Genomic DNA, 22,301 nt, shown 5'->3' with positions numbered 1-22,301 from the left:
ATTTTAATTATGAACGCAACAAAAGATATTATCATCGCTTCGATTGTTGAAGCGCTAAAAAAAATGAACATTTCTAAATCAGTAATTTTAACAGAAGCTAAAAACTACGGAGATTACTCGACAAATATTGCCTTAACTTTACAAAAAGAATTAGGTAAAAAAGCAGTTGAAATAGCAGAAGAAATTATCAAAAATATTGATTTAAAGAAATTTACAGAAATTAGCGAAGTAAAAGTTGCTGAACCTGGTTTCATCAACTTTTGAGTTTCTAATTCTGTTTTAGCAGATACGATAAATACAATTAATAAATTAGGTGAACACTATGGTGATATCACCGGAAACAAAGGAGCACGTAACGTTGAATTCGTATCAGCTAACCCTACTGGATACTTACATATAGGACATGCAAGAAATGCTGCTATTGGAGCAACATTGTCTAATGTTTTAGAAAAAGCAGGACACAGAGTTATCCGTGAATATTTAGTAAATGACTACGGAAATCAAATGAATAATCTAGCAGCGTCAATTTTTGCTAGATATCAACAAATTTTTGACAAAGATTTCCCAATGCCTGAGGATTCATATAGAGGTGGAGACATCATCGAATTTGCTCAAGCATTTTATGAAAAATACGGTGATAAATATAAAGGTGTTGAATACACAGACGAAATGCGTAAATTTTTCCGTCAATTTGGACGCCAATTTGCATTAGAAAATATTGAAAAAGATTTAAAACGCTTTGGTGTTTGATTTGATTTATATACATCAGAATCAGAACAATACGAAAAAGACTTAGTTTGACCAGTTATAAGAAGATTAAAAACAACATACAAAAAAGACGGGGCAACTTGATTAGAAACAACTAAAGGCGAAAGAGACGACAAAGACCGTGTAATTATAAAATCAAACGGTGACTCAACTTATTTATGTGCCGATATTGCATACCATGAACAAAAATTTGTTCAATTGAATGACCCTAAAGATGGTGTTATTATTGATGTTTGAGGAGCTGATCACTCAGGTTATGTTGAACGTGTTAAATTTGCTTTTGAAGATTTAGGTTGAAGACGTGACCAATTAGAAATTTTATTATTTCAATTAATCAGAGTTATGAAAGATGGTAAAGAAGTTAAAATGTCAAAACGTTTAGGAACTTCTTTAACATTAAGAGAGTTATTAGACTTAGTTGGTAAAGATGCTATAAGATTTTTCTTAATTGAAAGATCATATAACTCAAAAATTGATTTTGATATTAATAAAGTGAATAGAGCTGATGAATCTAATCCAATGTTTATTATCAAGTATGCACATGCACGTTGTGCGCAATTATTAGAAAAAGCCAATATAGAAAATCCTGTAGCAAAAGAATTTAAAGATGAATATGCTCAAAAATTAGTAGCCGAATTAAAAGAATATCCTGATTTAATTGCTACAATGGCAAAAACACACAAAGTTAACTTATTGCCACCATATCTTTTAAAATTAGCTGGCTCATTTAATTCATTTTATTCAAATACAAAAGTTATTGGTTCTGAAAATGAAGAAGATTACATTGCATTAGTTAAAGCAACTAAAACAGTTTTAGCTGATGGCATGAAATTAATGGACTTAGATATTCCAAATAAAATGTAATAAATTACAAAACTAATATCATTTTTTAAAAATAACACATTCCTCGATGGAATGTGTTTTATTATTCAAATTTAATAATAAAAAAAATGGCGGGTAAGAGAGGATTTGAACCTCCGCGGGTACGTTAATACCCCTACAGTCTTAGCAGGACCGCCTCTTCGACCACTTGAGTACTTACCCAATTTATTGCCATTTGCAAATAGAATTATATATTAAAAAAGCACCTAATTTTAAAATTTGGTTGCTTTTATACATATTTTTAGTTTTTTGGATATATTTCATTGAAATTTGCTTCTTCTGAATAAATTCCAAGATGGTTATTTTTTGCATTTTGATCAGCGTTTTTAAGTATTTGATAATAGCTTGTATTATTTGTATAGAATTGACTTGACTTAGATAAGCTTATATAATGCATTCTTGCAATTCCAAAAAATACTATTTCTTCATTTAATGAATATATTTTATTATTAGTTTTATCACGATAATAAACTATCGCCACAATTCTTTTATAAGGATCAAAATATTCATGTGTTTCATCATTTGCTTTTGATTTTGTTTTTTGTGGAGATACATAAATTTCTTTAGCATTAGTTAATATATTAGCGCTAAAGTTTTTTGCTATAGTTCCATATTTATATTGTTGCCCTGTTGTTTCTATTCAAGCGCCTGAAGATTCTTTTTTTCTAGTTTCTGGTGTGTCAACGCCATTAAATCTAAAAGTATTACCATCATTTGAAGAAAATGTATCACCATCTTTTATTGCTAATATTTCAACTTTCTTAAGTTTGTTTACTTCATAATTTTCACTAAATTGAAGTTCGTTTATGTCAACTGGTTTTAAACTATTTATTTGAATTTTCGAAGATCTTATTTTATCAATATTTTCTTTTATCTTATTTTCTCTATTTTCATAAAAATCATCAAAAACTTCTTTATACATTTTTTCTAAATAAGTTTTATCGTTTGCGATAAATTTTTCATTTAAAAGTCTATTTGTTAATTCATATATTTCACTATACAAAATGAATTTATCACCTTGCTTATTTGGTTCATATATTTTTTTATTACCATATTGTATGAAATTGCTATTAGAGTCTTCTTTTATTACTTCGTTTTTATTTTCGTTTTCTTTTTCAGCTTCATCATTTTTCTTAGGTTTTTCTTTATCGTTTTGGAAAATATTTTTGATAGCAGAACATGATGAAATTATAGGTGCAAATGTTATTAATGTAGCCGGAATTAAAAATTTAAAAATATGTTTAATTTTCATTTCAATCCCCTAATAATATTGATTTTATGTAATCTTCCATTGCCTTATTTGAGTTTGCGTATAGTTTTCGAGGATTATAATTTTTATTTTGCATAATTTCATTATTTGAAAAATATTCTTTTAAAGCCATGGCGTTAATAATTTGGAGTTCTGTGTTTATATTTATTTTTGAAATTCCTAATGAAATAGATTTTTTTAAATCTTCTTTACTAATTCCACTTCCACCATGTAAAACTAGGGGCATGTTTAAATTAACATTTAAGTTTCTTAAAAGATCAAAGTCTAAGCCTTTTCAATTTTCAGGATATTCGCCGTGAATGTTGCCAATTCCAACTGCTAATATATCTACACCGGCATTTTTTAATTTAATAGCTTCGTCTATTTTTGTCAGTTCTCCATAATAAAATTCAGAGTTTTTGCTTTTTCCGATTTTACCTACTTCTGCTTCTACTGAGCAATTATTTAACTTGGCAATTTCACATATCTTTATTGTGTTTTTCAAATTTGTTTCAAAATCTTCTTCACTACCATCATACATTACTGATTTAAATCCGACCTCAATTGCCTTGATGCAATCTTCAAATTTACCATGATCTAAGTGTAATATAACTAAGTCATTAGCCTGATAGTCAATTATTAACCCCTTTATCATATTAAATACAGTATTAAAACCACCGCAATATTTAATTGCAGCAGGAGTTGCTCCAATAATTACTGGCTTGTTTAAACTCTTAGCAACACTAATGATTGCTTTTGACCATTCAAGATTATTTAAATTTATATGAAATATGACATCTTTATTTTTATACGCATCATAAACAATTTTTCTTCCATTAATTAATTCCATAATTTCCTCACTTTTAATTTTACTATGTAAATAAAAAAAACTAACTAGCTTTGCTAATTAGTTTCTTGCATCTGGACGAATAGCAGTTCATGTACCATCTTCATTGTGGAAAAATCTGCCGTCAATTGTCATTAGACGATATAATTCGCCTCTTTTATTTTCTAATAACTTTTCGTCATCAATCTCTTCAGAAGCTTCAGATCTTCATCTTTCGAAAAGTTCGTTTTTAACGTTTTCAAATAATTCGCCAAAACGTAAATTCTCATGATTTAGCAAAATTTCCTTAGCGACATCGACAAGTGTTTTATATTGCATAATCAACTCCTTATAAGTAAATTATTACATAATTTTAAAAATATAAATTCACAAAAAAATTAAAGTTTAAACTAAAAAATATTATTTTTTTTGAAAATTTAATTTAATAATACCATAAACGCTCATCAAAAATATAAAAGATAGTATAATTGTATTTGTATAAACTCCCAAATGCTTTATTAAAGTTTAAAAATTTAAATATTCAAATTAAAAACAAAAATAAGCAATTTTTAGGATTATACACTTAATATAACATCTATATTTGAAAGGAATCCAAATGTCTGTATTTGACAGTAAATTTAAAGGAATTCATGTTTATTCAGAAATTGGTGAATTAGAATCTGTTCTAGTTCACGAACCTGGACGTGAAATCGACTATATAACCCCAGCTCGGCTAGATGAATTATTATTCTCAGCTATTCTAGAAAGCCACGACGCAAGAAAAGAACACAAAGGTTTCGTTGCAGAATTAAAGAAACAAAATGTTAATGTTATTGAATTAACAGATTTAGTTGCTGAAACATATGAATTAGCTTCAAAAGAAGCACAAGCAAAATTAATCGAAGACTTTATTGAAGACTCTGAACCAGTTTTAAATGCTGAAGAAGCACAAGCTGTTAGAAAATTCTTATCAGAAAGAAAATCAACCAGAGAAATGGTTGAATACATGATGTCAGGTCTAACAAAATATGAATTAGGATTAGAATCAGCAGATCGTGAATTAATCGTTGACCCAATGCCTAACTTATACTTTACACGTGACCCATTTGCATCAGTTGGAAATGGTGTTACAATTCACTACATGAAATATAAAGTTAGACAACGTGAAACATTATTTGCTAAATTTGTATTTTCAAACCACCCTAAATTAGTTAACACACCAAGATACTACGACCCATCAATGAAATTACCAATCGAAGGTGGAGACGTATTTATTTACAACAATGAAACATTAGTTGTTGGTTGTTCAGAAAGAACAGAATTAGAAACTATTACTTTATTAGCTAAAAACATTAAAGCTAACAAAGAAGTTGAATTCAAACGTATTGTTGCAATTAACGTTCCAAAATGAACAAACTTAATGCACTTAGATACATGACTAACAATGTTAGACAAAGATAAATTCTTATACTCACCAATTGCTAACGACGTATTCAAATTCTGAGACTACGACTTAGTAAATGGTGGAGAAGAACCACAACCAGTTGAAAATGGTTTACCTCTAGAAGAATTATTAGCATCAATTATCAACAAAAAACCTACTTTAATTCCTATCGCAGGTGAAGGTGCAACCCACATCGACGTTGAAAGAGAAACACACTTCGATGGAACAAACTACTTAGCTATTGCACCAGCATTAATTATTGGTTACTCACGTAACGAAAAAACAAATGCTGCTTTAGAAAAAGCTGGTATTACTGTATTACCATTCCACGGAAATCAATTATCATTAGGAATGGGTAACGCACGTTGCATGTCAATGCCTCTATCACGTAAAGATGTTAAGTGATAATATAAAAATTATTTAAATTTTATATAGATAATCAAAAACCCCGGCAAGACCGGGGTTTTTGATACTTTATATTCAAGGTTGAAAGATTATAAAAGTTAAGATTAAATTAATAATAATTATTGCTCAAAGTGGTAATTTTTTTCTTGCGGCAATAAAGCTAAACGTTGAACCGAACGGAACTCATAGATACAAAATGTATTCTCTTCAGCCTCTAAAAAAAGCTACTTTTTCGCTATTTATTTCATTAATTAAGCCAGCATATTTTGCTGATCCATTATTAAATGAAATATATGGAAACATTGTAGAAATTATTAATTGAATAGCCAAAGAAATTACAATTCCTGCAACAACCGGATTCATAATTAATAAAAGTTTTTTTATTGTTATATTATCGCTTAATTTATTAACTTTTTTCATTGCAAAATACATCATTAACATTGCTGGTATTATAAATACTAAGTATGTTAAAATCATTGCCAAATATCCTCATCATTGACCATTTGACACTAAATAACCTGTGATAAGTCCGAATTTTGTCGATACAACTCCTGGCGTTGCATTGCTTATAGCAAAAACTTGGTTGATAATATCATCTGAAATGGTAAAGTGAAATATTTTAGATAAAAGCTGTCACATTCATTGAAAGACCGGCATAAATACTTGTCCACCGCCAAATATTGCAAGTGATATGAATATTAATAAAGGAATTGATAATAATAAGGCTAATATCATTATTTATCCCCCTTATTATTTAAATTATCGTTTTCATTTTTTACTTCAAAAGAAACATTTTCTACATCTTTACTATATTTTTTATTGCTATCTTTTATTAAAATTCTTGCATTGCGCTTTTGAATTTTAACAACAATAAAAAATATTGCAATAATCATAACCATAACAAATACTGGCATATTGTAAGGAACCGGAATAAAAATAGAGAATAAAAAAGTAATTAAAAATAGAAATATTCACAATGCTGTATTTATTTTTTTATAGCTTTTTTTCATGTAATTAATTCCAAAGTTTACTAAAAAGCCAATAATTGAAACTAAAACCCCTAGCGACACAACATACAAATATTTTTTAGGGACATAACTTATTGCTAAGAATAGACCAAAAAATAATATACAATGCGGCAATATTCCAATTATTGTTACTAAAAATCCTTTTCAAAAACCAAGACATTTTATTGATACATAACTAATTGCCTCAATAACCGAGGCTCCCGGCAACATATTTGTAATAACAACTACTCTATCAAATTCTTCCTCGGTTAGTCATTTATATTTATCAACTGCATCACGTTTAATAACGGGCATTAAGGCATTGCCTCCACCAAAACCTACAAAACTAATAAAAAGTATAAAAGCGAAAACTTTTCAAAATGAAGGTCTTATAGCCCCAGTATCTAAAAGTTGAGCTTGTTTATTTTTATTTTTTTTCATACGGACTAAATTATAAATAATAATTCGATTTGTGAAAAGAAAATCAGGCATTGGCCTGATTATTTAATTATTTTTTTAGAAAAGACATAATTTTTAGATAAATAATAAATTGCTTCAGCAACAGTGGGATGAGTAAATGGATACTCTTGTAATTTGTCAAACGTAATGTTATTTGAAATGGCTAATGCAATCTCATTGATAATTAAATGAGCTCCTTCTATAAATAAAAATGCACCTAAAATTTTGTTTGTTTCTTCTGAAATTAGGAATTTTATAAATCCATGTTTTTTATCAAGATTATCAGCGTGAGCTCTCGGTAAAGAAGACGGATTTATTATTAAGCTTTTATATTTAATATTATTAGTTATTAATTCTTGTTCTGTATATCCAACCCCAGCAAACTCGGGATTTAAATATACTGACCACGGAACTTGTTTAACATCTACTATATCGTTAGAATCAATATTTAGCAAATGCTTAGCAACAATATCAGCTGTTTTATAAGAAATAGTTGATAGCATCATAATTCCCGTTAAATCACCAATTGCATATATATTGTCAATGCTTGTTTGCATATTTTTATTTACTTTAACAGTTTTATTCCTGTTCAATTCTAAATTTAAATTTTTAAAACTTTCAATATTAGCAATTCTGCCAACGGCTGATAAAATTTTTTCAGCTTCGGTAAATAAGACTTCGCCACTTTCATTTTCATAAAATACTCTGTTATCTTTAATTTTACTAATTTTTATATTTTCGAGTACGTCAATATTTTTCGACAATAAATAGTCTTTAACATTATTTTGCAAACTTATGTCAAAGTTATTCATGAATTTTGAATTATCAATAATTGTTACTTTTGATCCAAATGTTGAATAAAAATATGCAAATTCTAAAGCAACTGGTCCTGATCCTACAATTAATAAAGAAGTGGGAATTTTGTCTAAACTCATCGCTTTTGTTGAGTCAATAATAATGCCTTTTTCTTTAGATTCATTATATCCCTCGATTAATAATTCTCTATTTTTTGAACCGGTTGCTAAAACTATGTAATCTGCTTTTATTTGTTTTTCATTTACTTCAATAGTATTTTTATCTATAATACTGCCCTCTCCCATTATTATGGTAACGTTTGCTTTTTCTAGAGAATTTTTAATAGCAGTGTTTAAAATATTTTTATTTTCAATTCTTCTGCGTTGAATATCGCTTAAATTAAATGTTATATTTGATGCTGAAATTCCAAACTCTTCAGCCTTATTTACACTTTCATAAACTTTGGCACTTTTAACTAATGTTTTTGTTGAAATGCACCCCTCATTAACACATGTACCGCCGAAATGTTTTCTTTCAATTAAAGCAACATTTTTGCCATTATTCGAAAGAATTGCAGCCAATGTATAGCCTCCAGGACCGGCTCCCAAAATCACAATATCGTATTTTTCCATATTATTTTTTCTCCTTGTTTTTATCTTTTTCATAAATATTTTAAATGAATATTTTTAGGATTATCAAAAAATTACACGAAATGTTGTATTATTGTATATTTTTTATGTTATTTTAATAATTTAATTAAATTAAATTTTCATAGTAATAAAATTATTTATATATAAAAAAATTGAATATTAAGGAAGGAAATAAAAAAATGACTAAAAAGTCTAAAATTGTTTTAGCATCCTCAATTATCGGGGCTGCTGCACTAACTGCAGGGATTCCTCTATTTGCTTGAGGACTTCAAGTAGGAATTCAAAAATCAGAAGATAAAAAAGCTGCATACAATGCTTTGAAATCTTACAATTCATTAGTATTTACAGATTCAACAAGTGGAGTACAAAACGCATTAAACGCAGTATCTGAACATGAAAAATTAATTTCGGCAGCAAATAAAAAAGTTGCAGAAGCACAAACAGAAGATGAAAGAGCAAAAGCAAACGAAGAACTTAAAACTTTAACTGATGCTCTACCAGCAAAAAATAGTGAATTAAAAACTGCTATTGAAACATTAAAATCACAAATTGATCTTGCTTCAAACATTGTTAAATATAATTTCGGTAGAAAAGAAGTTGAAAAAGAAAATATTGAAGCTATAACAGCTAACTATATATTAGCAGTTAAGATTATTGCTGATATTGAAAAAGGTATCGAATTAGAAGGGGTTAATGAAGATTTCCCTTCAGAAGAAGAAGTTGAAAAAATCGTCAAATTCTACAATGGTGTTATTTCAAAATTAGAATTAATCAACGATGCTAATTTAAACACTATAACAAAAGCATGAGCTGCTGGTGTTAAATTTGACTGAGAAATCATAATGAGTAACTATAATTCAGGTGGAAGATATGTTTTAACATGATTCAACTGAAACCCTTCATATGCTTATCCAGCTAACTCATTCTACGGAACAATAGGAAGAATTCCTGAATCACAAGCAGAAAGAGTGTTGCAAAACTTAAAAGAAGCAGTTCAAAATAATATTACTTTATCAAAAGTAGTTATTAAAAACAATCTTAACTCTATTCTATCAAGAGTATATTCAAACGAATTAAAAGAGTTTGCTAAAGATGACACTAAAAATGAAATTTCTGTTGTTGATTTAATTGCTATGAACAAAAAATCAACAAAACTTAATGAACTATATACATGATATGCAACCGAATACTACAACGCTGCAAAACATGGTGTTGGTGAAGATTTAAAAGAATTAAAATTATATAAAACAAATGTTGTTAACGAATTAGAAAACACACTAGAAGTTGTTGTTGATAACAACAGTAAATTAATTTACGGTTTAGGATTAACTGATAAAGATTTAAATGCTAAAAACATTGGTCTATCAGGAATTCAAGGAAATGAAGAAACAACAAATGGTGACAAATTATATAAAGCTATTTTAAAAATGTCAACAACAACAAATGACACTGCAGACGAAGTTTACCAATCAGGTTATGAAACTTCAAAAACAGCATCAAAAAATATGAGTTTAGTTGCTAGTGAAGTTGCTGATTTAATTGCTGGAAAAAATAATGCATGAACTGCAACATTTAAATACGACTCAGACGGTGTTGCTTCAAAACCTGTTGAAGAAATAACATTAACTATCAGAAATGAAAATGGCGAAATTAACCTTGAAGCATTTAATAAATGATTAAACCAAGAACAATTCTTCTTTGGTAGAGAAGATAAAAGTTTTTACTCAACAGAAAGAATGCAAGAACTTGATAATGATGAAAGTTTAAAAGAAGCTCGTGAATTATTAGTTAAACTTGGCTACTCATTCTTAAAAGACAGCGACAAGGCTTATGGATCAATTACTGAAAAACAATTCTACTACGGTGTTTTAGAAGCATTTAAAGGATACTACCAATTTAAAGCTACAACCGAAGAATTAGGTTACCAATTCTTTGCTTCTAAAGTAAAAACATATGGAATTGATACATATGAATACGGAGAAAGAACAGAAGCTGGTGTTGGTGCATATAATGGTGGAAAAGCTTACTTCCAATTCAATTCGGATCCATACTTCTCATTACCAAAATGATCAGTAACATCATTTGCTAACCACGAATCAGTAATGGGTCACCACAACCAAATTTACTACGCAAAAGAATACCTAGAAAAATACAACAATACAAACCTAGGAAATATTTTTGACTATACTTCATATGTTGAAGGTTGAGCATTATTTGTGGAATGACTAGCTATTGAAACTGGTTGATATGGAACACCAGATTACAATAACGCAAACAACGACTATTATGCTTTACCAGTTGATTTCTCATACGCAAAAGGAATTACTAACTTCTTTACAAAAGAAGCTGCTGAAGCTGACACAACAACAGCTGAAGGAAAAGCTAAAGTTACAGAATCAATGATTAACCAAATTAAAAACTTACATGGTGGAGTATACTGAACATTAGTTGATTCAATTAATCAATCTGCTAACGATCAAGAACACGCTCAAAAAGCCGTTAAATTAACCAACATGCTTCAATACTACGGAGCATTAAACGAAGCTCAATTACGTAACATGCGTAGAGCAATCGATACAGCATACCACGGAACTGGTGTACAAGGAAAAGATGACTTACCAGCAGCTCCTTCAATTAATGAAGTTAGAGCATTCATGAAAGCTAACTCAGCTTTAGGTATTGGTGATATATCATCAGAATCAAAACGTTACTTAAACTTGCCAGGTCAAGCAACCTCATATAACGCAGGTAAAGAAAATATGTTACACTACTATGACAAAGTACGTAACAAACTAGGATTAAGCCGTGAAGAAATGGTTAACGCAGTTCATGGATTCTATATTGAAAATAGACGCTTCGAAGATAAAAAACACGGATACATACAAGAATTCTTACAATACATTTTAATGAACGGTGCTTTACCTCTAGGTGCATTAGACGCAGTTTTAGACTTAGCTTACAATCTTAAAAAATAACTATAATTAATAAAAAAACTGGAATTTTAACAATAGTAAATTCTAGTTTTTTTATTATTTTTTATTACCATTTTTGTACTTGGTTTTTTGTTTAATTATTATAAAAACAATCGATGCAAAAACTGCAACAATGAAAAACGAAATCAATACATAGTATCCGGTATTAATATGACTATTTTGATGTTGTTCTTCAGTAATAGGTTTATTGGGTTTATTACTTTGATTTAGTTCGTTTTTTAGACTGATAAAATCATTATATATTGATAAGCCATCATTGGCTTTTTTTGCTATATTATCAGCTTTTTGAATAAATGCAAGTTTTTTTACTTCATCGCCTTTTTCAAATATTTTTTGATCAATTAAATTATTTAAATCATATTTTAATGAATTTAAAAAAATTGAACTTTTTAATTCTATAAGTTTATTTTGATATTCTTCAGCTGAAACTTCAGTTATTTTATTAATATTAAGCTTTATAAACTCAAAAGTTTTTATTAAAGATTTTTTATCATCTTCACTGAAATTCATAAATACATTTTCTATTATTCTATTTAGCTCTTCGATTAATTTTTTAGATAAATCTTTCTCTGATCCTTGGATTAGTAACCCACCATCTTGATCAAATAATTCAAAATTCATTGAATTATAACTATTTGTATAAAATGAAAGTGGTTTACTAAATTTATTTTCGTTAATTGCATTTAATATTTCAACACTTTTATTATATATTTCATCTATCTTAGATTTATTTATTGATTCATAATAGTAGTTGTTTTCTCATTTTATATCTGCATTATTGGCTAATTTCGCTTTTTTAATAATATCATTGATTTCTATAGATTTATTTTTAGCAATTTCTAGCAATTGCTCAATTTCGTTATTTTTATTTCTATATTCATTAATTATTGCATCAGATTTACTTATATAAAAACTATAGTATCTAGGTTCAAAAGCGTATTCTAAGTATTTTTTAACCTCGCTTAGATAATTATCAATATTATTAATATCTTTTTGCTTATCAGCATAGACAATTTGCTCGTTAGCAAAATCAAAATATTTCATTTGCTTAATTTCTGCTACACTATTTTCTAAACGAGAAGTATCGCTGTTGATTTTGTCACGTAATTTTTTATTTCTTTCTTGATATTTTTGAATATATAATTCAGGGTTTTTTTCCACTGATTTAAAATATTCATCAAATTCTTTTTTACCGTTATTATAACTATGAAGGCCCCAAATTTCAGTTCCAATTTTATTTGTTCCATCTTGTTCGAAGTTGTTTGATATAACTACTTTATTATCAATAGTTGTAATGTTATAACGTTTCATTTTTTGTTTAATTTCAGATCCGGTGGCATCATCTGAATCAGTTACGTAAATTCCTGATAGAACTCCATCTTTATAATCTGCTCCTCAAACAGAAATGATGTGTCCATATGTATTAACTCTATATGAAAGAGCTAATGCTTTACCTTCAGAAATGGCTTTTTTAATGTCGTTTCCTAATTTATTAATATCAGAATATCCAAGCTCACCATTTTCTTTATATGCTAACGAATCTTCAAACTTTGCCATTTTAACATTTTTAAATACATCAACAAAATAAGAACCATTTGGAGATAAATTGTTCTCATCTCAATATGATTTACCATAATTATACCCATTTAACATCATATTAATTAGTTGATCTCCTCTGGCAGGACGTCCACTTAATAAACCCTTAAAATATTCAAAAAATCCACTGCGTCCCTCTTGTCAATTATATGTATTCAACTCATTAAAATCCTTACCTGATTTTTTATTGAATTCAAATTCATAAAATTTCTTGATATTGTCTTGATTTTGATTATAAAATCAATGTAAATAATTAGCTGCAACAGCAGCATAGCATAAATAAATATCATTAAGGCTTCCCGATGTAATTTTTTTATTAGCATCATATCAATTTTGACCATTTTCACCAACACCATAAATATAAGAATCTTCTATTTTAAATTGCGAAATATCAGGGGCTTCAACACCATTAACTCACGCAAATTCATATTTACCCTCAACTTGATCTTTTGCTGGATTATTATTCAATAATTCTTTTAATTTATTTTTTAAAGCTTGCTCATTATTGATTTGATTTTCGTTATTCTCATTTGCCATCGCTGAAATTAATGGCAAAGAAAAAGAACTTAATAATGCTGAACCTAGCGAAAATGAAAGCAATTTATTTTTCCTCATAATAACCTCAATTTAATATTGTTAATTATAAACTTTTCAAAAAAATAGGCTTTATAAAATAAGCGAACTCATTTTATAAAGCGAAAAAATTAGTAATTGTCTTTGATTCTTTGGTAATTTTTTTTATTTTTTTCAATATAAGATTTAACGATATCATCATATGATATGTTCATAATTTGACCTAATGCCAAATAAGCTCCGTATGCTTTTGCAATACTTTTTTTATTCATTTTTTTAAATAGTTTAGTAAATAGTTGGTATGTATAAGCTAATTGAACACTAAAATCGTCGTGGTGTTTAATTAATTTAATTTCAGGGCTTACGTGATTTTTATATGCAATACTTGTAAGAAAATGAATGCCATCAGCGAACTCTTCAAGCATAGCTTGTCTGTTAATGCTTTTATCTTTTTTTCAATATTTAAATGCTTTTACCTCGTTGGCAAATTCACCTAATTCAACTAATAAAGCAATAACAATTTTCTTATCAAAATATAGCTCATTTTTATCTCGACTATCTCTAAAAGCCTTATCTAAATCTACTTGGGCATTAAAAATATATTCTAAATTCATAATTATGATTATAAAACTTAAAAAATTAAAATAACATAATTTAATAAAAAAACTTATATAATTTATATGCAAATGCTCCAGTGGCGAAATGGTAGACGCAGTTGACTCAAAATCAACCGATGAGAATCATGCTGGTTCAAGTCCAGTCTGGAGCACCATATATCAATTTATACCGCAAGCAATTTTATTGCTTGTCTTTTATTTATTTAAATATTTCTTTACGTTTTTATATGATTTGCGATGTTCTTGGCAAATTCCAAATTTTTCTAATGCTTGAGCGTGATTTTTTGTAAAATACCCCTTATTGTTTTTGAAATCATATTGAGGATAAATTTTATCAAGTTCTAACATTCTTCTATCTCTAACCACTTTAGCTAAAATTGATGCACAAGCAACATTAAAACTTAATGCATCGCCCTTAACTAAATTTATTTGTTCAATATCAATATCAATTTTTTCAAAATCAGTGATTACTAATGTTGGTTTAGTTTTTAAATTTTGAATTGCTTGTTTCATTCCGATACGCGAAGCTTGTTTAGGATTTAATCTATCAACTTCATCTGCACTTATTTCAACTATTGAATAAGCGATTGCATTTTTTATAATTTCATCAAACAATTTTTCTCTTGTCTTTTCATTTAATTGCTTTGAGTCATTAATTTGATCGTTTTGATAATCTTTATTCATGATGCAAGCCGCAACAACTAAAGGGCCTGCAGATGGCCCACGGCCAGCTTCATCTGTTCCAGCAATTATTAAGTTTTTATAGTTATCCAATTCTTTTTCGTATTTAAGCATATAAAAATTATAAAAAAAATAAATTTTTAACGACATTTTTAAATTTAGTAATATATTTTTGATAAAAAAATAACATTTGGTTATTTAAATATATTTAAATAGAACTTTTTTTCTTAAATAATTGGCTTTATATATTACAATTACATATGTGAAAACACAGAATATTAATAAAAAATTTCACAATATCAGCAATGCCAAATACCAATAGGTAAATTTTAGCATTGCGTTTTTTTAACATAAAATTTTTGAAAGGAAATAATTATTTTATGAAAAAAGCAAACAAGATTTTATTAGGTCTAGCACCTCTTGGAGCTACATTAGCTGTTTTACCATTAGCAGCATCTTGTGGCGCAAAAAGTCCTAGATTTGAACAAAGTTTAGACAAGGTTATTAAAATCGGAACAGGATTTAGTAGCAGTGGTGATCAATACAAAGCTTTAAAAGCAATGGTTGATGAATACAACAAAACTATAAAAAGTGAAGGATGAAAAGTTGAATTAGCACCAATTTCAGGTGGTTATGACACAAGTACATTAACACAAAAACTTGAAGCTAAAGATGACAAACAATTATGAAATTTAATTGTTAACTATCCAGCTTCAGCTTCGATAGTTTCATCATACGATATGTCATTAGCTATTTCTGACGCTGACTATGAATCATTTGGATTTGCACCAGCATTTAAAGATGTTAACAAAACTGTAGCAGGAAATGTTAATAACGAAAAATGAGTAATTCCTATGTCACGTTCAACCGAAATGATTTCAGTTGCTAAACCTTTATATGGAAAATTATTAAAAGAATTAACAGAAAAAGCAGAAATTCAAAAAGCAACAGAAAACGTAAGATTGATTGATGAATACATTAGTTATTATGACACACATAAAGAAGAGGCTAAGGCAATAGATGACTTATGAAGAAAAGCTGAATCTACTATAACACCAGAACTAAAAGCAGAAATTAAAACTTTAGTTCCTAAATTAGATGACTCAGTATTTGAATCATTTGAATCATTAATTAACTTATCTATCGCTATGAAAAAAATGTATTCAGAAAGTACAGAATTCTATATTTACGGAATTGACTCATTACCAAACGTAATTAACACAATGGTATCTGCAGCAACCGGTGGTAATTTAGAAGTTGGTTACATTACACCAGATGCTTCAAAACAAGAAGCTGGAGGATGAGATTACGAAACATTCTTCAGAAACCCTAACAGTGCACAAGGACAAGTATTCAAAAACGCTTTAGATATTATTTTAAAAGGTATTAACTCTGGAGCATTATGAATCGGTGGTAATGGAGCTTATGGATCAAACCAATTACAAAGTTACAAATTGGCTTTATCTGAAGGTTCAACAGCAGGTTGAAGTTACACATTTGTTAAATCTAATGGTTTGACAGAAGTATTTGTTAAAAATTCAAACAAATTAGCAAAACTTGAAAACAAAACTATAGAATTGAGTCAAGATGAAGGCGTTGCGTTCGTAGTTGTTGATGGAAAACATAAAAATAATGTTTATAAATCAACTACAGTTGTAGCTAAAAAAGGTAAGTTTGATTATACATTGTCAGCATCAAGTGATTCTATTAATTTTACCGAAAAGAATGGTTGATACTTTGTAGCTGGAAATTATGAAGTTAAAGATGGAAAATTAGTAATTAACTATCAAAACAAAGATAAAAAAGCAAACGTTGAAATTGAATCAGGTAAATTTGTTGAATTAGGAAATGTTGACCAAGGCGGAAAAACTAAGAAATATTTCTTAATCAATCCAGATCAATTAGATGTTATTACAAAAACAAGCAGTGAAATCTTAAATGAACAAGATGCTGATTGAATTCCTACACCTTACAATAAATCTTCATCAGAAACTCACAAAGCTGTATTCCAACAAGGGCCTTCATTCGTAGGTATACACGCTAATGAAGAAGAAGATGCACAAACCATAAAATTTATTAAATGATTCTTTACTCATGAATTTGATTCAGTATCAATACCAAAAGGTAAAGATCAATTTACAAAAGAACAAATCAAACCAATCGATATGTTTAACTTATATGGTGGATATGTATCTCCAACAAGTACATTTTTCGCAACAAGTGTTGAAACTTTAGGATTAAACAAAGCTAATAAAATTGCATTTGAACAATTTAGCAAGATTAATACTAATAATGACAGTAAAGTTTACGTAAGTGCTGAAGACGTTGCATCAGTTAAATCAGATACAATTAGAAAAATTATTACAACAACAGCTGTATCTTCATATGAAGGAGTTGCTGCTGGTCATAAAGTAACATTTGAAGAATTCTTAAAGAAAATTTCAGATCAATTTAAAGCATTTTAATAAATTTTAGTAAAAATAACGGCGTTATTTTTACTAATTTTATGAGGAACAAAATGATGAAAAAATTATTTTTACTTTTACCATTAACTACAATTGCTACAATACCAGTTGCTATGGTATCATGTCAAAAAGGCGACCCGTTAGTTTCTAAGTTTAATTATACAGGTATGCCAAAAGTTAATGAAATACATAAAGTTGGGTCTATTTTTGATAATGAAACAACTGTGACTGACCTAGAGGGTAATGAGCAAAAAGTTACTTTGTGAGATTATTTCCACGCCGTTGAAGGAGAAATTATTTCAACAGCTGATGGTGATACTATAACAATAAGAGTTACAAAGCAACCAAATAAACTTCCTAGTGAAAAAAATCCGGTTGTAGTAGATGAAGTTATGAGACTAAGAATTTCGAATATTGATACACTAGAAGAAAATACACCAGGTGTATCTGATAGAGAAAAATCATTAGCCGCTATTGACCACGAATTTGCCGATTCACTAGTTTTAAATCAAAAGGTAAGAGTTATTAGTCAAAATTGATCAAATAAAACATACGACCGTCATGTGGCAAACGTATTTTTTGGTAAAGATTATCAAAGGAATTTTGGCGTTGAAATGCTTGCAAATGGATATACATTAGCAAGATTAGATAGAATAGACTATGGAATTTTCTTAGCTAAATACGAAGAAAATAGACTATTTTCTGATCCTGATATTAGATCTTTATTAATGCCATACTTAGCCTATGCTATTAACGACGGATATGAAAACAAAAAAGGATTCTATGGGGCTCCAATTAATTTGGCAAACCCAATGGCTTTAAGTCAAGAATATGCAGAACACGATAAGGATATGATTAATAATTCAAGTATGATATTAAGACCTGAATATCTTCCTTATCCAAACCTAGCAAAACCAAAAAATAATATTTATAAATATTTTGAAAAATTATAAAAATATTTAGAATCTTTATTAATCTAAAAAAATAAGGAATAACTATGAAAATTGAAGAAACCAAAAAGCAATTATCCCAAGAAGATATTCATAGTTTCTCTAAACAACGTTACGAAATGAAGAAATCAATTCCTGCCATCGAAATCAGAAATTTAGTTATTGACTTTGGTGAATCTCTAGCAGTTGATAATGCTTCATTCATTATTGAAAGAGGAGAATTAGTAACTTTATTAGGACCTTCAGGTTCTGGTAAAACTACAACCCTAAATGCAATTTCAGGGTTATTACGTCCAACAAGTGGAAAGATTTTCTTTTCAGGTATTGATGTAACAAAATTCTCTCCACAACAAAGAGAACTTGGGCTTGTTTTCCAAAACTATGCATTGTATCCACATATGACAGTTTACGAAAACATTGCTTTCCCTTTATCAAATGATAAACATTGAAAAGCTGAAACAATTGAAAAAACAAAATCAGCTCAAAATGAAATTTTTAAATTAATTTTAAAACATTTCAAAACTCCAAAACAAGTTATTGATGAATTAGATACAAAATTTTATCATTTAATCGATAACCCTAAAGAAACAGAAAAATATTTGAGCGAACTTAAATCACAACACAACGATATTATCGATGCTGAAGTGAATATGTTAAACTTCTTACAAACTAAAAAAATTGCCGAAGCAACAAACTTAACTAAAAAAGTTTTAAAAGCAATTAAAGAAGAAAAATTAGAAACTCAATCAAAAATTTACGGTTTAAGAAAAGAAAAAGATTTTGAAGTTAAAAAACTATCAGAAAATTCTACTTTATCAAGCCAAGAAATTAGTGAACAAATTAGACTTTTAGAAACCGAATTTAATAAACAAAGAAGTGTTATCTTAGGTGAATCAAAAGCTAAAATTAAAGAGTTTAAATCTGAATACGAATCAAAATATGCAGAAGCTAAGAAGAGAAATTCAGAAGCTATTGCTCAAGCAAAAAGCAATTTAAAAGCTAAAAAACTTGAACAAAAAAATTCAGAATTTCCAAAGAAAATAACCGAAGTTGAAAACAGACTAAAAGCAGTTATTGCTGAAACATCAGCAACATATGCTGAAGCTGTAAATTCAGCTTTTGCTGGAATTTTGGAAAACTTTAAAATTAAAGGTAAAAACTTTAATAAAAATATCCATTTATTAATTACTAAGTTACCACAAGACTTACAAAAAGAAATTGAAGTATTGTCTAAAGATGTACTAACAATTGATGAAGCTGTGGTTAAAGATGTTTTAGAAGTTTCACAAAGAGTTGAAATTACTAAAAACTTAGCAAAAAGACCAACACAATTATCAGGTGGACAACAACAACGTGTTGCTATCGCCCGTGCTATTGTTAAAAAACCAAAAATCTTATTACTTGACGAACCATTATCAAACTTGGATGCTAAATTACGTATTTCAACAAGAAAATGAATTCGTTCAATTCAACAAGAATTGGGTATTACAACAGTTTTTGTTACTCACGACCAAGAAGAAGCTATGTCAATCAGTGACAAAATTGTATGTATGTCAACCGCTAAGGTACAACAAATTGGTAGCCCAATGGATTTATATCTAAAACCTACAAACGAATTTGTCGCTAAATTCTTAGGTATGCCAGAAATGACAATTTTCGAGGCTCAAATCGAAGAAGGCTATGTAGTTTATAAAGGACAAAGATTAATTAAAGTTCCAAAGAGCTATAAAAAATCAACAATTGACTTAGGTTTCAGAGGTGAGTCATTAGTTGAATCAAAAGATGGAATTATTTCTGGATCAATCAAGGTGGTTGAATACCTTGGAAAAGAAATACAAGCTCAAATATTTATTCCTGAAATCAATAAAATAGCAAACGTATTTTTAGGTGAAAAACATCACTATGAAATTGGTGAAGTTGTTAACCTAAAAATCAAAAATAATGATCTATATCACTTATTTGACGTAGATACAAAAGAACGTGTTGAATAATGAAAACATATTTCTGAAAAAAATATAGAATTAAAAATCCTGGTCTAGCATTAAGTGTATTGAATAATAAAACAAAGTTTTATAAACCTTTATTATTAATGCTTCCTTCAATTTTTACAGTTCTATTGTTTACATTAATTCCATTCTTGCTAGTTTTAATTAAATCATTCCAAATTCAAGTAGGTTTTACAAAAGGTGTTTATACACTAGGCTTTGGAAATTATGCAAAGATATTTGAAACAACAAGCTTTGCAGTAGCAGTAAGAAACTCATTAATGTACGCTATTTTATCAATTCCTATTAGTTTAGGAATATCATTATTGATTTCATCTGCCATCGTGCAAATTGCAAAAAAATGAGCACAAAGTTTTTGACAAACAATATTCTTCTTACCATATGTTACATCAGCAATTGCTGTATCTATGGCATTTAGCGTTATGTTTGATCAACAAGATGGTATAGTTAATAGAATATTATTAAAATGAGGGTGAATAAAAGCGCCTATACAATTCTTAACAAATTCAACATTAGGTAGTTGAAACTCATTCTGAATTATTTTGGTTAGAGGTATCTGAGGAAGCTTAGCATTCCAAATCTTAATTCTAACAACAGCTATGTTGTCAGTAAATCAAGATTTATACAAATCAGCTTCTATTGACGGAGCTTCAAGCACAAAACAATTCTACACAATTACCCTTCCATCAATTAGAAAAACAATATCGTTCTTGTTTACTATGGGATTAATTGGTGGTATTAAAACATTCCCATTAGCATTATTTAACAACAGCCCAGAAAAAGCTATGTCAGCACAAGGTGCAACCTTGATCTTATATATCTTTAACTTTACTTCAAAAGGTAATTTTGCTGTTGCTGGTGCCGCATCAGTTATCTTGTTTGTTATTGGTTTAGCATTCTCTAAATCAGTAAGACAAATTACATCATGAATTTATTTAGCAAGTGTAAAAGTAGGAGAAAGAAATGTCGTTAACAAAATTGAAAGCAAGACATTGAGTAGAAAACCGATATTTAAAATCTAAACAAGAAATAATGTCTAAGCCATACCAAACAACAAATGTTTTAGCGTTGATTGGTTCATGAGCCTTTAAAATTCTTATTTTAGGTTTCTTTGGCTTATTAATTCTATTCCCATTCTATTTCATGATTACACAAGCTCTAACTGATAAACTATGACAAATTAGAGGACAAGTTTTACTATTCCCTAGATCATTTGACAAGGGTGCAATATTCAACTGACAAAACTTTACCGAAGCATTTAGTGAAGGATATTTACAATCAGTAATTTTTACTGTTTCGTTAACAGTTGTATCTATTTTGGTTAGAATGTTCTTCTCTATTACATTGGGATACGCTTTTGCCTTAAAAAATTGAAAAGGTAAAGCAGGATTCTTTGGATTCTTTATCTCATTAATGATTATTCCAGAAATCGGTTTATTAAGTGGTCAATTCAAAATCGTTACCGCTTTAGGATGACAAACACCAAACTGATTATTCATTACTATGATTATCCCATTTGCTGCTTCAGTATTCTTCGCCTGAATGTATAGAAATGCTTTTGAAGCTATTCCTAACTCAGTTAAAGAATCATCAATGTTAGATGGAGCTAATGGCTTTGTATACTTTTTCAAAATAGCAATGCCAATGGTAAAATCTACAACATGAACAGTGGCTATTTTAACCGCTTTTGCTTCATGAAACTCATATGTATGACCATCATTATTATTTGATAGTGTTGATACATTATGAAAACCAATTAACTTATGGGTATTCCAAACTGGTAAAGCAGCTAACGCTGAAGTACAAATTGTGTATAGATCAATTCGTATGGCTGGTACCATATTGGCAATTCTACCTATGATAATTGTTTACTTTATTTTAAGAAAAAGAATTATGAATGCTATCGCTAGAAACGGTAATGCTACAAAAGGATAA

At 28.6% G+C, this 22,301-nt stretch carries 17 protein-coding genes and 2 tRNA genes; 9 read left to right on the top strand and 10 right to left on the bottom strand.

From position 1 onward, the window contains the following. Positions 1–9 precede the first annotated feature (9 nt). Positions 10–1,632 (top strand): arginine--tRNA ligase, encoded by a 1,623-nt coding sequence (argS, locus tag AB5V95_RS02135; RefSeq protein WP_369085733.1) that lies wholly within the window; start codon positions 10–12, stop codon positions 1,630–1,632. Between the two features lie 87 nt (positions 1,633–1,719). Here argS and AB5V95_RS02130 read toward each other — a convergent pair. The 4 genes from AB5V95_RS02130 to rpoE all read right to left on the bottom strand — a co-directional run bounded on the left by AB5V95_RS02130 (position 1,720) and on the right by rpoE (position 4,064). Beyond that, positions 1,720–1,812, bottom strand: a tRNA-Ser gene (locus AB5V95_RS02130). A gap of 79 nt (positions 1,813–1,891) precedes the next feature. Beyond that, positions 1,892–2,902, bottom strand: a complete 1,011-nt coding sequence (locus AB5V95_RS02125) for a thermonuclease family protein (protein WP_369085732.1) — start codon at positions 2,900–2,902, stop codon at positions 1,892–1,894. After that, on the bottom strand, positions 2,892–3,749 hold the full coding sequence (locus AB5V95_RS02120; protein WP_369085731.1) for a class II fructose-bisphosphate aldolase: 858 nt from the start codon (positions 3,747–3,749) through the stop codon (positions 2,892–2,894). The genes AB5V95_RS02125 and AB5V95_RS02120 overlap by 11 nt, the downstream gene beginning before the upstream one ends. 57 nt (positions 3,750–3,806) lie before the next feature. After that, positions 3,807–4,064: a DNA-directed RNA polymerase subunit delta gene (gene rpoE / locus AB5V95_RS02115; RefSeq protein ID WP_027123002.1), complete on the bottom strand. Its 258-nt coding sequence runs from the start codon at positions 4,062–4,064 to the stop codon at positions 3,807–3,809. 277 nt (positions 4,065–4,341) lie between these two features. On the opposite strand from rpoE, the gene arcA reads away from it, so the two are divergent. Further along, complete coding sequence (arcA, locus tag AB5V95_RS02110) at positions 4,342–5,577, top strand: arginine deiminase (protein WP_027123003.1); 1,236 nt, start codon at positions 4,342–4,344, stop codon at positions 5,575–5,577. Between the two features lie 66 nt (positions 5,578–5,643). Here the strand turns inward: arcA and AB5V95_RS02105 are convergent, their stop codons facing one another. The 3 genes from AB5V95_RS02105 to AB5V95_RS02095 are packed head-to-tail and all read right to left on the bottom strand — an operon-like array spanning position 5,644 to position 8,467. Further along, the gene (locus AB5V95_RS02105) at positions 5,644–6,309 is read right to left on the bottom strand and encodes a chromate transporter (protein ID WP_027123004.1); all 666 of its coding nucleotides are present in this window, start codon (positions 6,307–6,309) and stop codon (positions 5,644–5,646) included. After that, positions 6,309–7,022: a chromate transporter gene (locus tag AB5V95_RS02100; RefSeq protein ID WP_369085730.1), complete on the bottom strand. Its 714-nt coding sequence runs from the start codon at positions 7,020–7,022 to the stop codon at positions 6,309–6,311. The genes AB5V95_RS02105 and AB5V95_RS02100 overlap by 1 nt, the downstream gene beginning before the upstream one ends. A gap of 59 nt (positions 7,023–7,081) precedes the next feature. Beyond that, positions 7,082–8,467, bottom strand: coding sequence for a dihydrolipoyl dehydrogenase (locus AB5V95_RS02095; protein ID WP_369085729.1), 1,386 nt, complete (start codon positions 8,465–8,467; stop codon positions 7,082–7,084). A gap of 197 nt (positions 8,468–8,664) precedes the next feature. On the opposite strand from AB5V95_RS02095, the gene AB5V95_RS02090 reads away from it, so the two are divergent. Next, a complete protein-coding gene (locus tag AB5V95_RS02090; protein WP_369085728.1) occupies positions 8,665–11,460 on the top strand; it encodes a DUF885 family protein in 2,796 nt (931 codons plus the stop codon). A gap of 54 nt (positions 11,461–11,514) precedes the next feature. Here the strand turns inward: AB5V95_RS02090 and AB5V95_RS02085 are convergent, their stop codons facing one another. Beyond that, positions 11,515–13,689 carry a hypothetical protein gene (locus tag AB5V95_RS02085; RefSeq protein WP_369085727.1) on the bottom strand — a complete coding sequence of 725 codons (2,175 nt, stop codon included), beginning with the start codon at positions 13,687–13,689 and terminating at the stop codon, positions 11,515–11,517. Positions 13,690–13,778: 89 nt separating this feature from the next. Then, positions 13,779–14,261, bottom strand: a complete 483-nt coding sequence (locus AB5V95_RS02080; protein ID WP_369085726.1) for a dUTP diphosphatase — start codon at positions 14,259–14,261, stop codon at positions 13,779–13,781. Positions 14,262–14,335: 74 nt separating this feature from the next. Between AB5V95_RS02080 and AB5V95_RS02075 the strand changes: the two genes are divergently transcribed. After that, positions 14,336–14,419 (top strand) — tRNA-Leu (locus tag AB5V95_RS02075). Between the two features lie 40 nt (positions 14,420–14,459). Here the strand turns inward: AB5V95_RS02075 and AB5V95_RS02070 are convergent. Next, on the bottom strand, positions 14,460–15,059 hold the full coding sequence (locus tag AB5V95_RS02070) for a ribonuclease HII (protein ID WP_369085725.1): 600 nt from the start codon (positions 15,057–15,059) through the stop codon (positions 14,460–14,462). Between the two features lie 266 nt (positions 15,060–15,325). On the opposite strand from AB5V95_RS02070, the gene AB5V95_RS02065 reads away from it, so the two are divergent. Genes AB5V95_RS02065 through AB5V95_RS02045 form a run of 5 tightly spaced genes read left to right on the top strand, consistent with a single transcriptional unit; the run spans position 15,326 to position 22,301 of the window. Next, on the top strand, positions 15,326–17,410 hold the full coding sequence (locus AB5V95_RS02065) for a P68 family surface lipoprotein (protein ID WP_369085724.1): 2,085 nt from the start codon (positions 15,326–15,328) through the stop codon (positions 17,408–17,410). 53 nt (positions 17,411–17,463) lie between these two features. Continuing rightward, on the top strand, positions 17,464–18,363 hold the full coding sequence (locus tag AB5V95_RS02060; protein ID WP_369085723.1) for a hypothetical protein: 900 nt from the start codon (positions 17,464–17,466) through the stop codon (positions 18,361–18,363). 44 nt (positions 18,364–18,407) lie between these two features. Further along, complete coding sequence (locus AB5V95_RS02055; protein WP_369085722.1) at positions 18,408–20,351, top strand: ATP-binding cassette domain-containing protein; 1,944 nt, start codon at positions 18,408–18,410, stop codon at positions 20,349–20,351. After that, the gene (locus AB5V95_RS02050; RefSeq protein ID WP_027122912.1) at positions 20,351–21,388 is read left to right on the top strand and encodes a carbohydrate ABC transporter permease; all 1,038 of its coding nucleotides are present in this window, start codon (positions 20,351–20,353) and stop codon (positions 21,386–21,388) included. Before AB5V95_RS02055 ends, AB5V95_RS02050 begins: the two co-directional genes overlap by 1 nt. Further along, positions 21,330–22,301, top strand: a complete 972-nt coding sequence (locus AB5V95_RS02045) for a carbohydrate ABC transporter permease (protein WP_369085721.1) — start codon at positions 21,330–21,332, stop codon at positions 22,299–22,301. Before AB5V95_RS02050 ends, AB5V95_RS02045 begins: the two co-directional genes overlap by 59 nt.

The sequence above is a fragment of the Metamycoplasma spumans genome, assembly GCF_041026625.1.
Taxonomy (GTDB): Bacteria; Bacillota_I; Bacilli_A; order Mycoplasmatales; family Metamycoplasmataceae; genus Metamycoplasma; species Metamycoplasma spumans.
The sequence above is the reverse complement of the archived record's forward strand: the minus strand, read 5'-3'. Positions and strand labels throughout refer to the sequence as shown.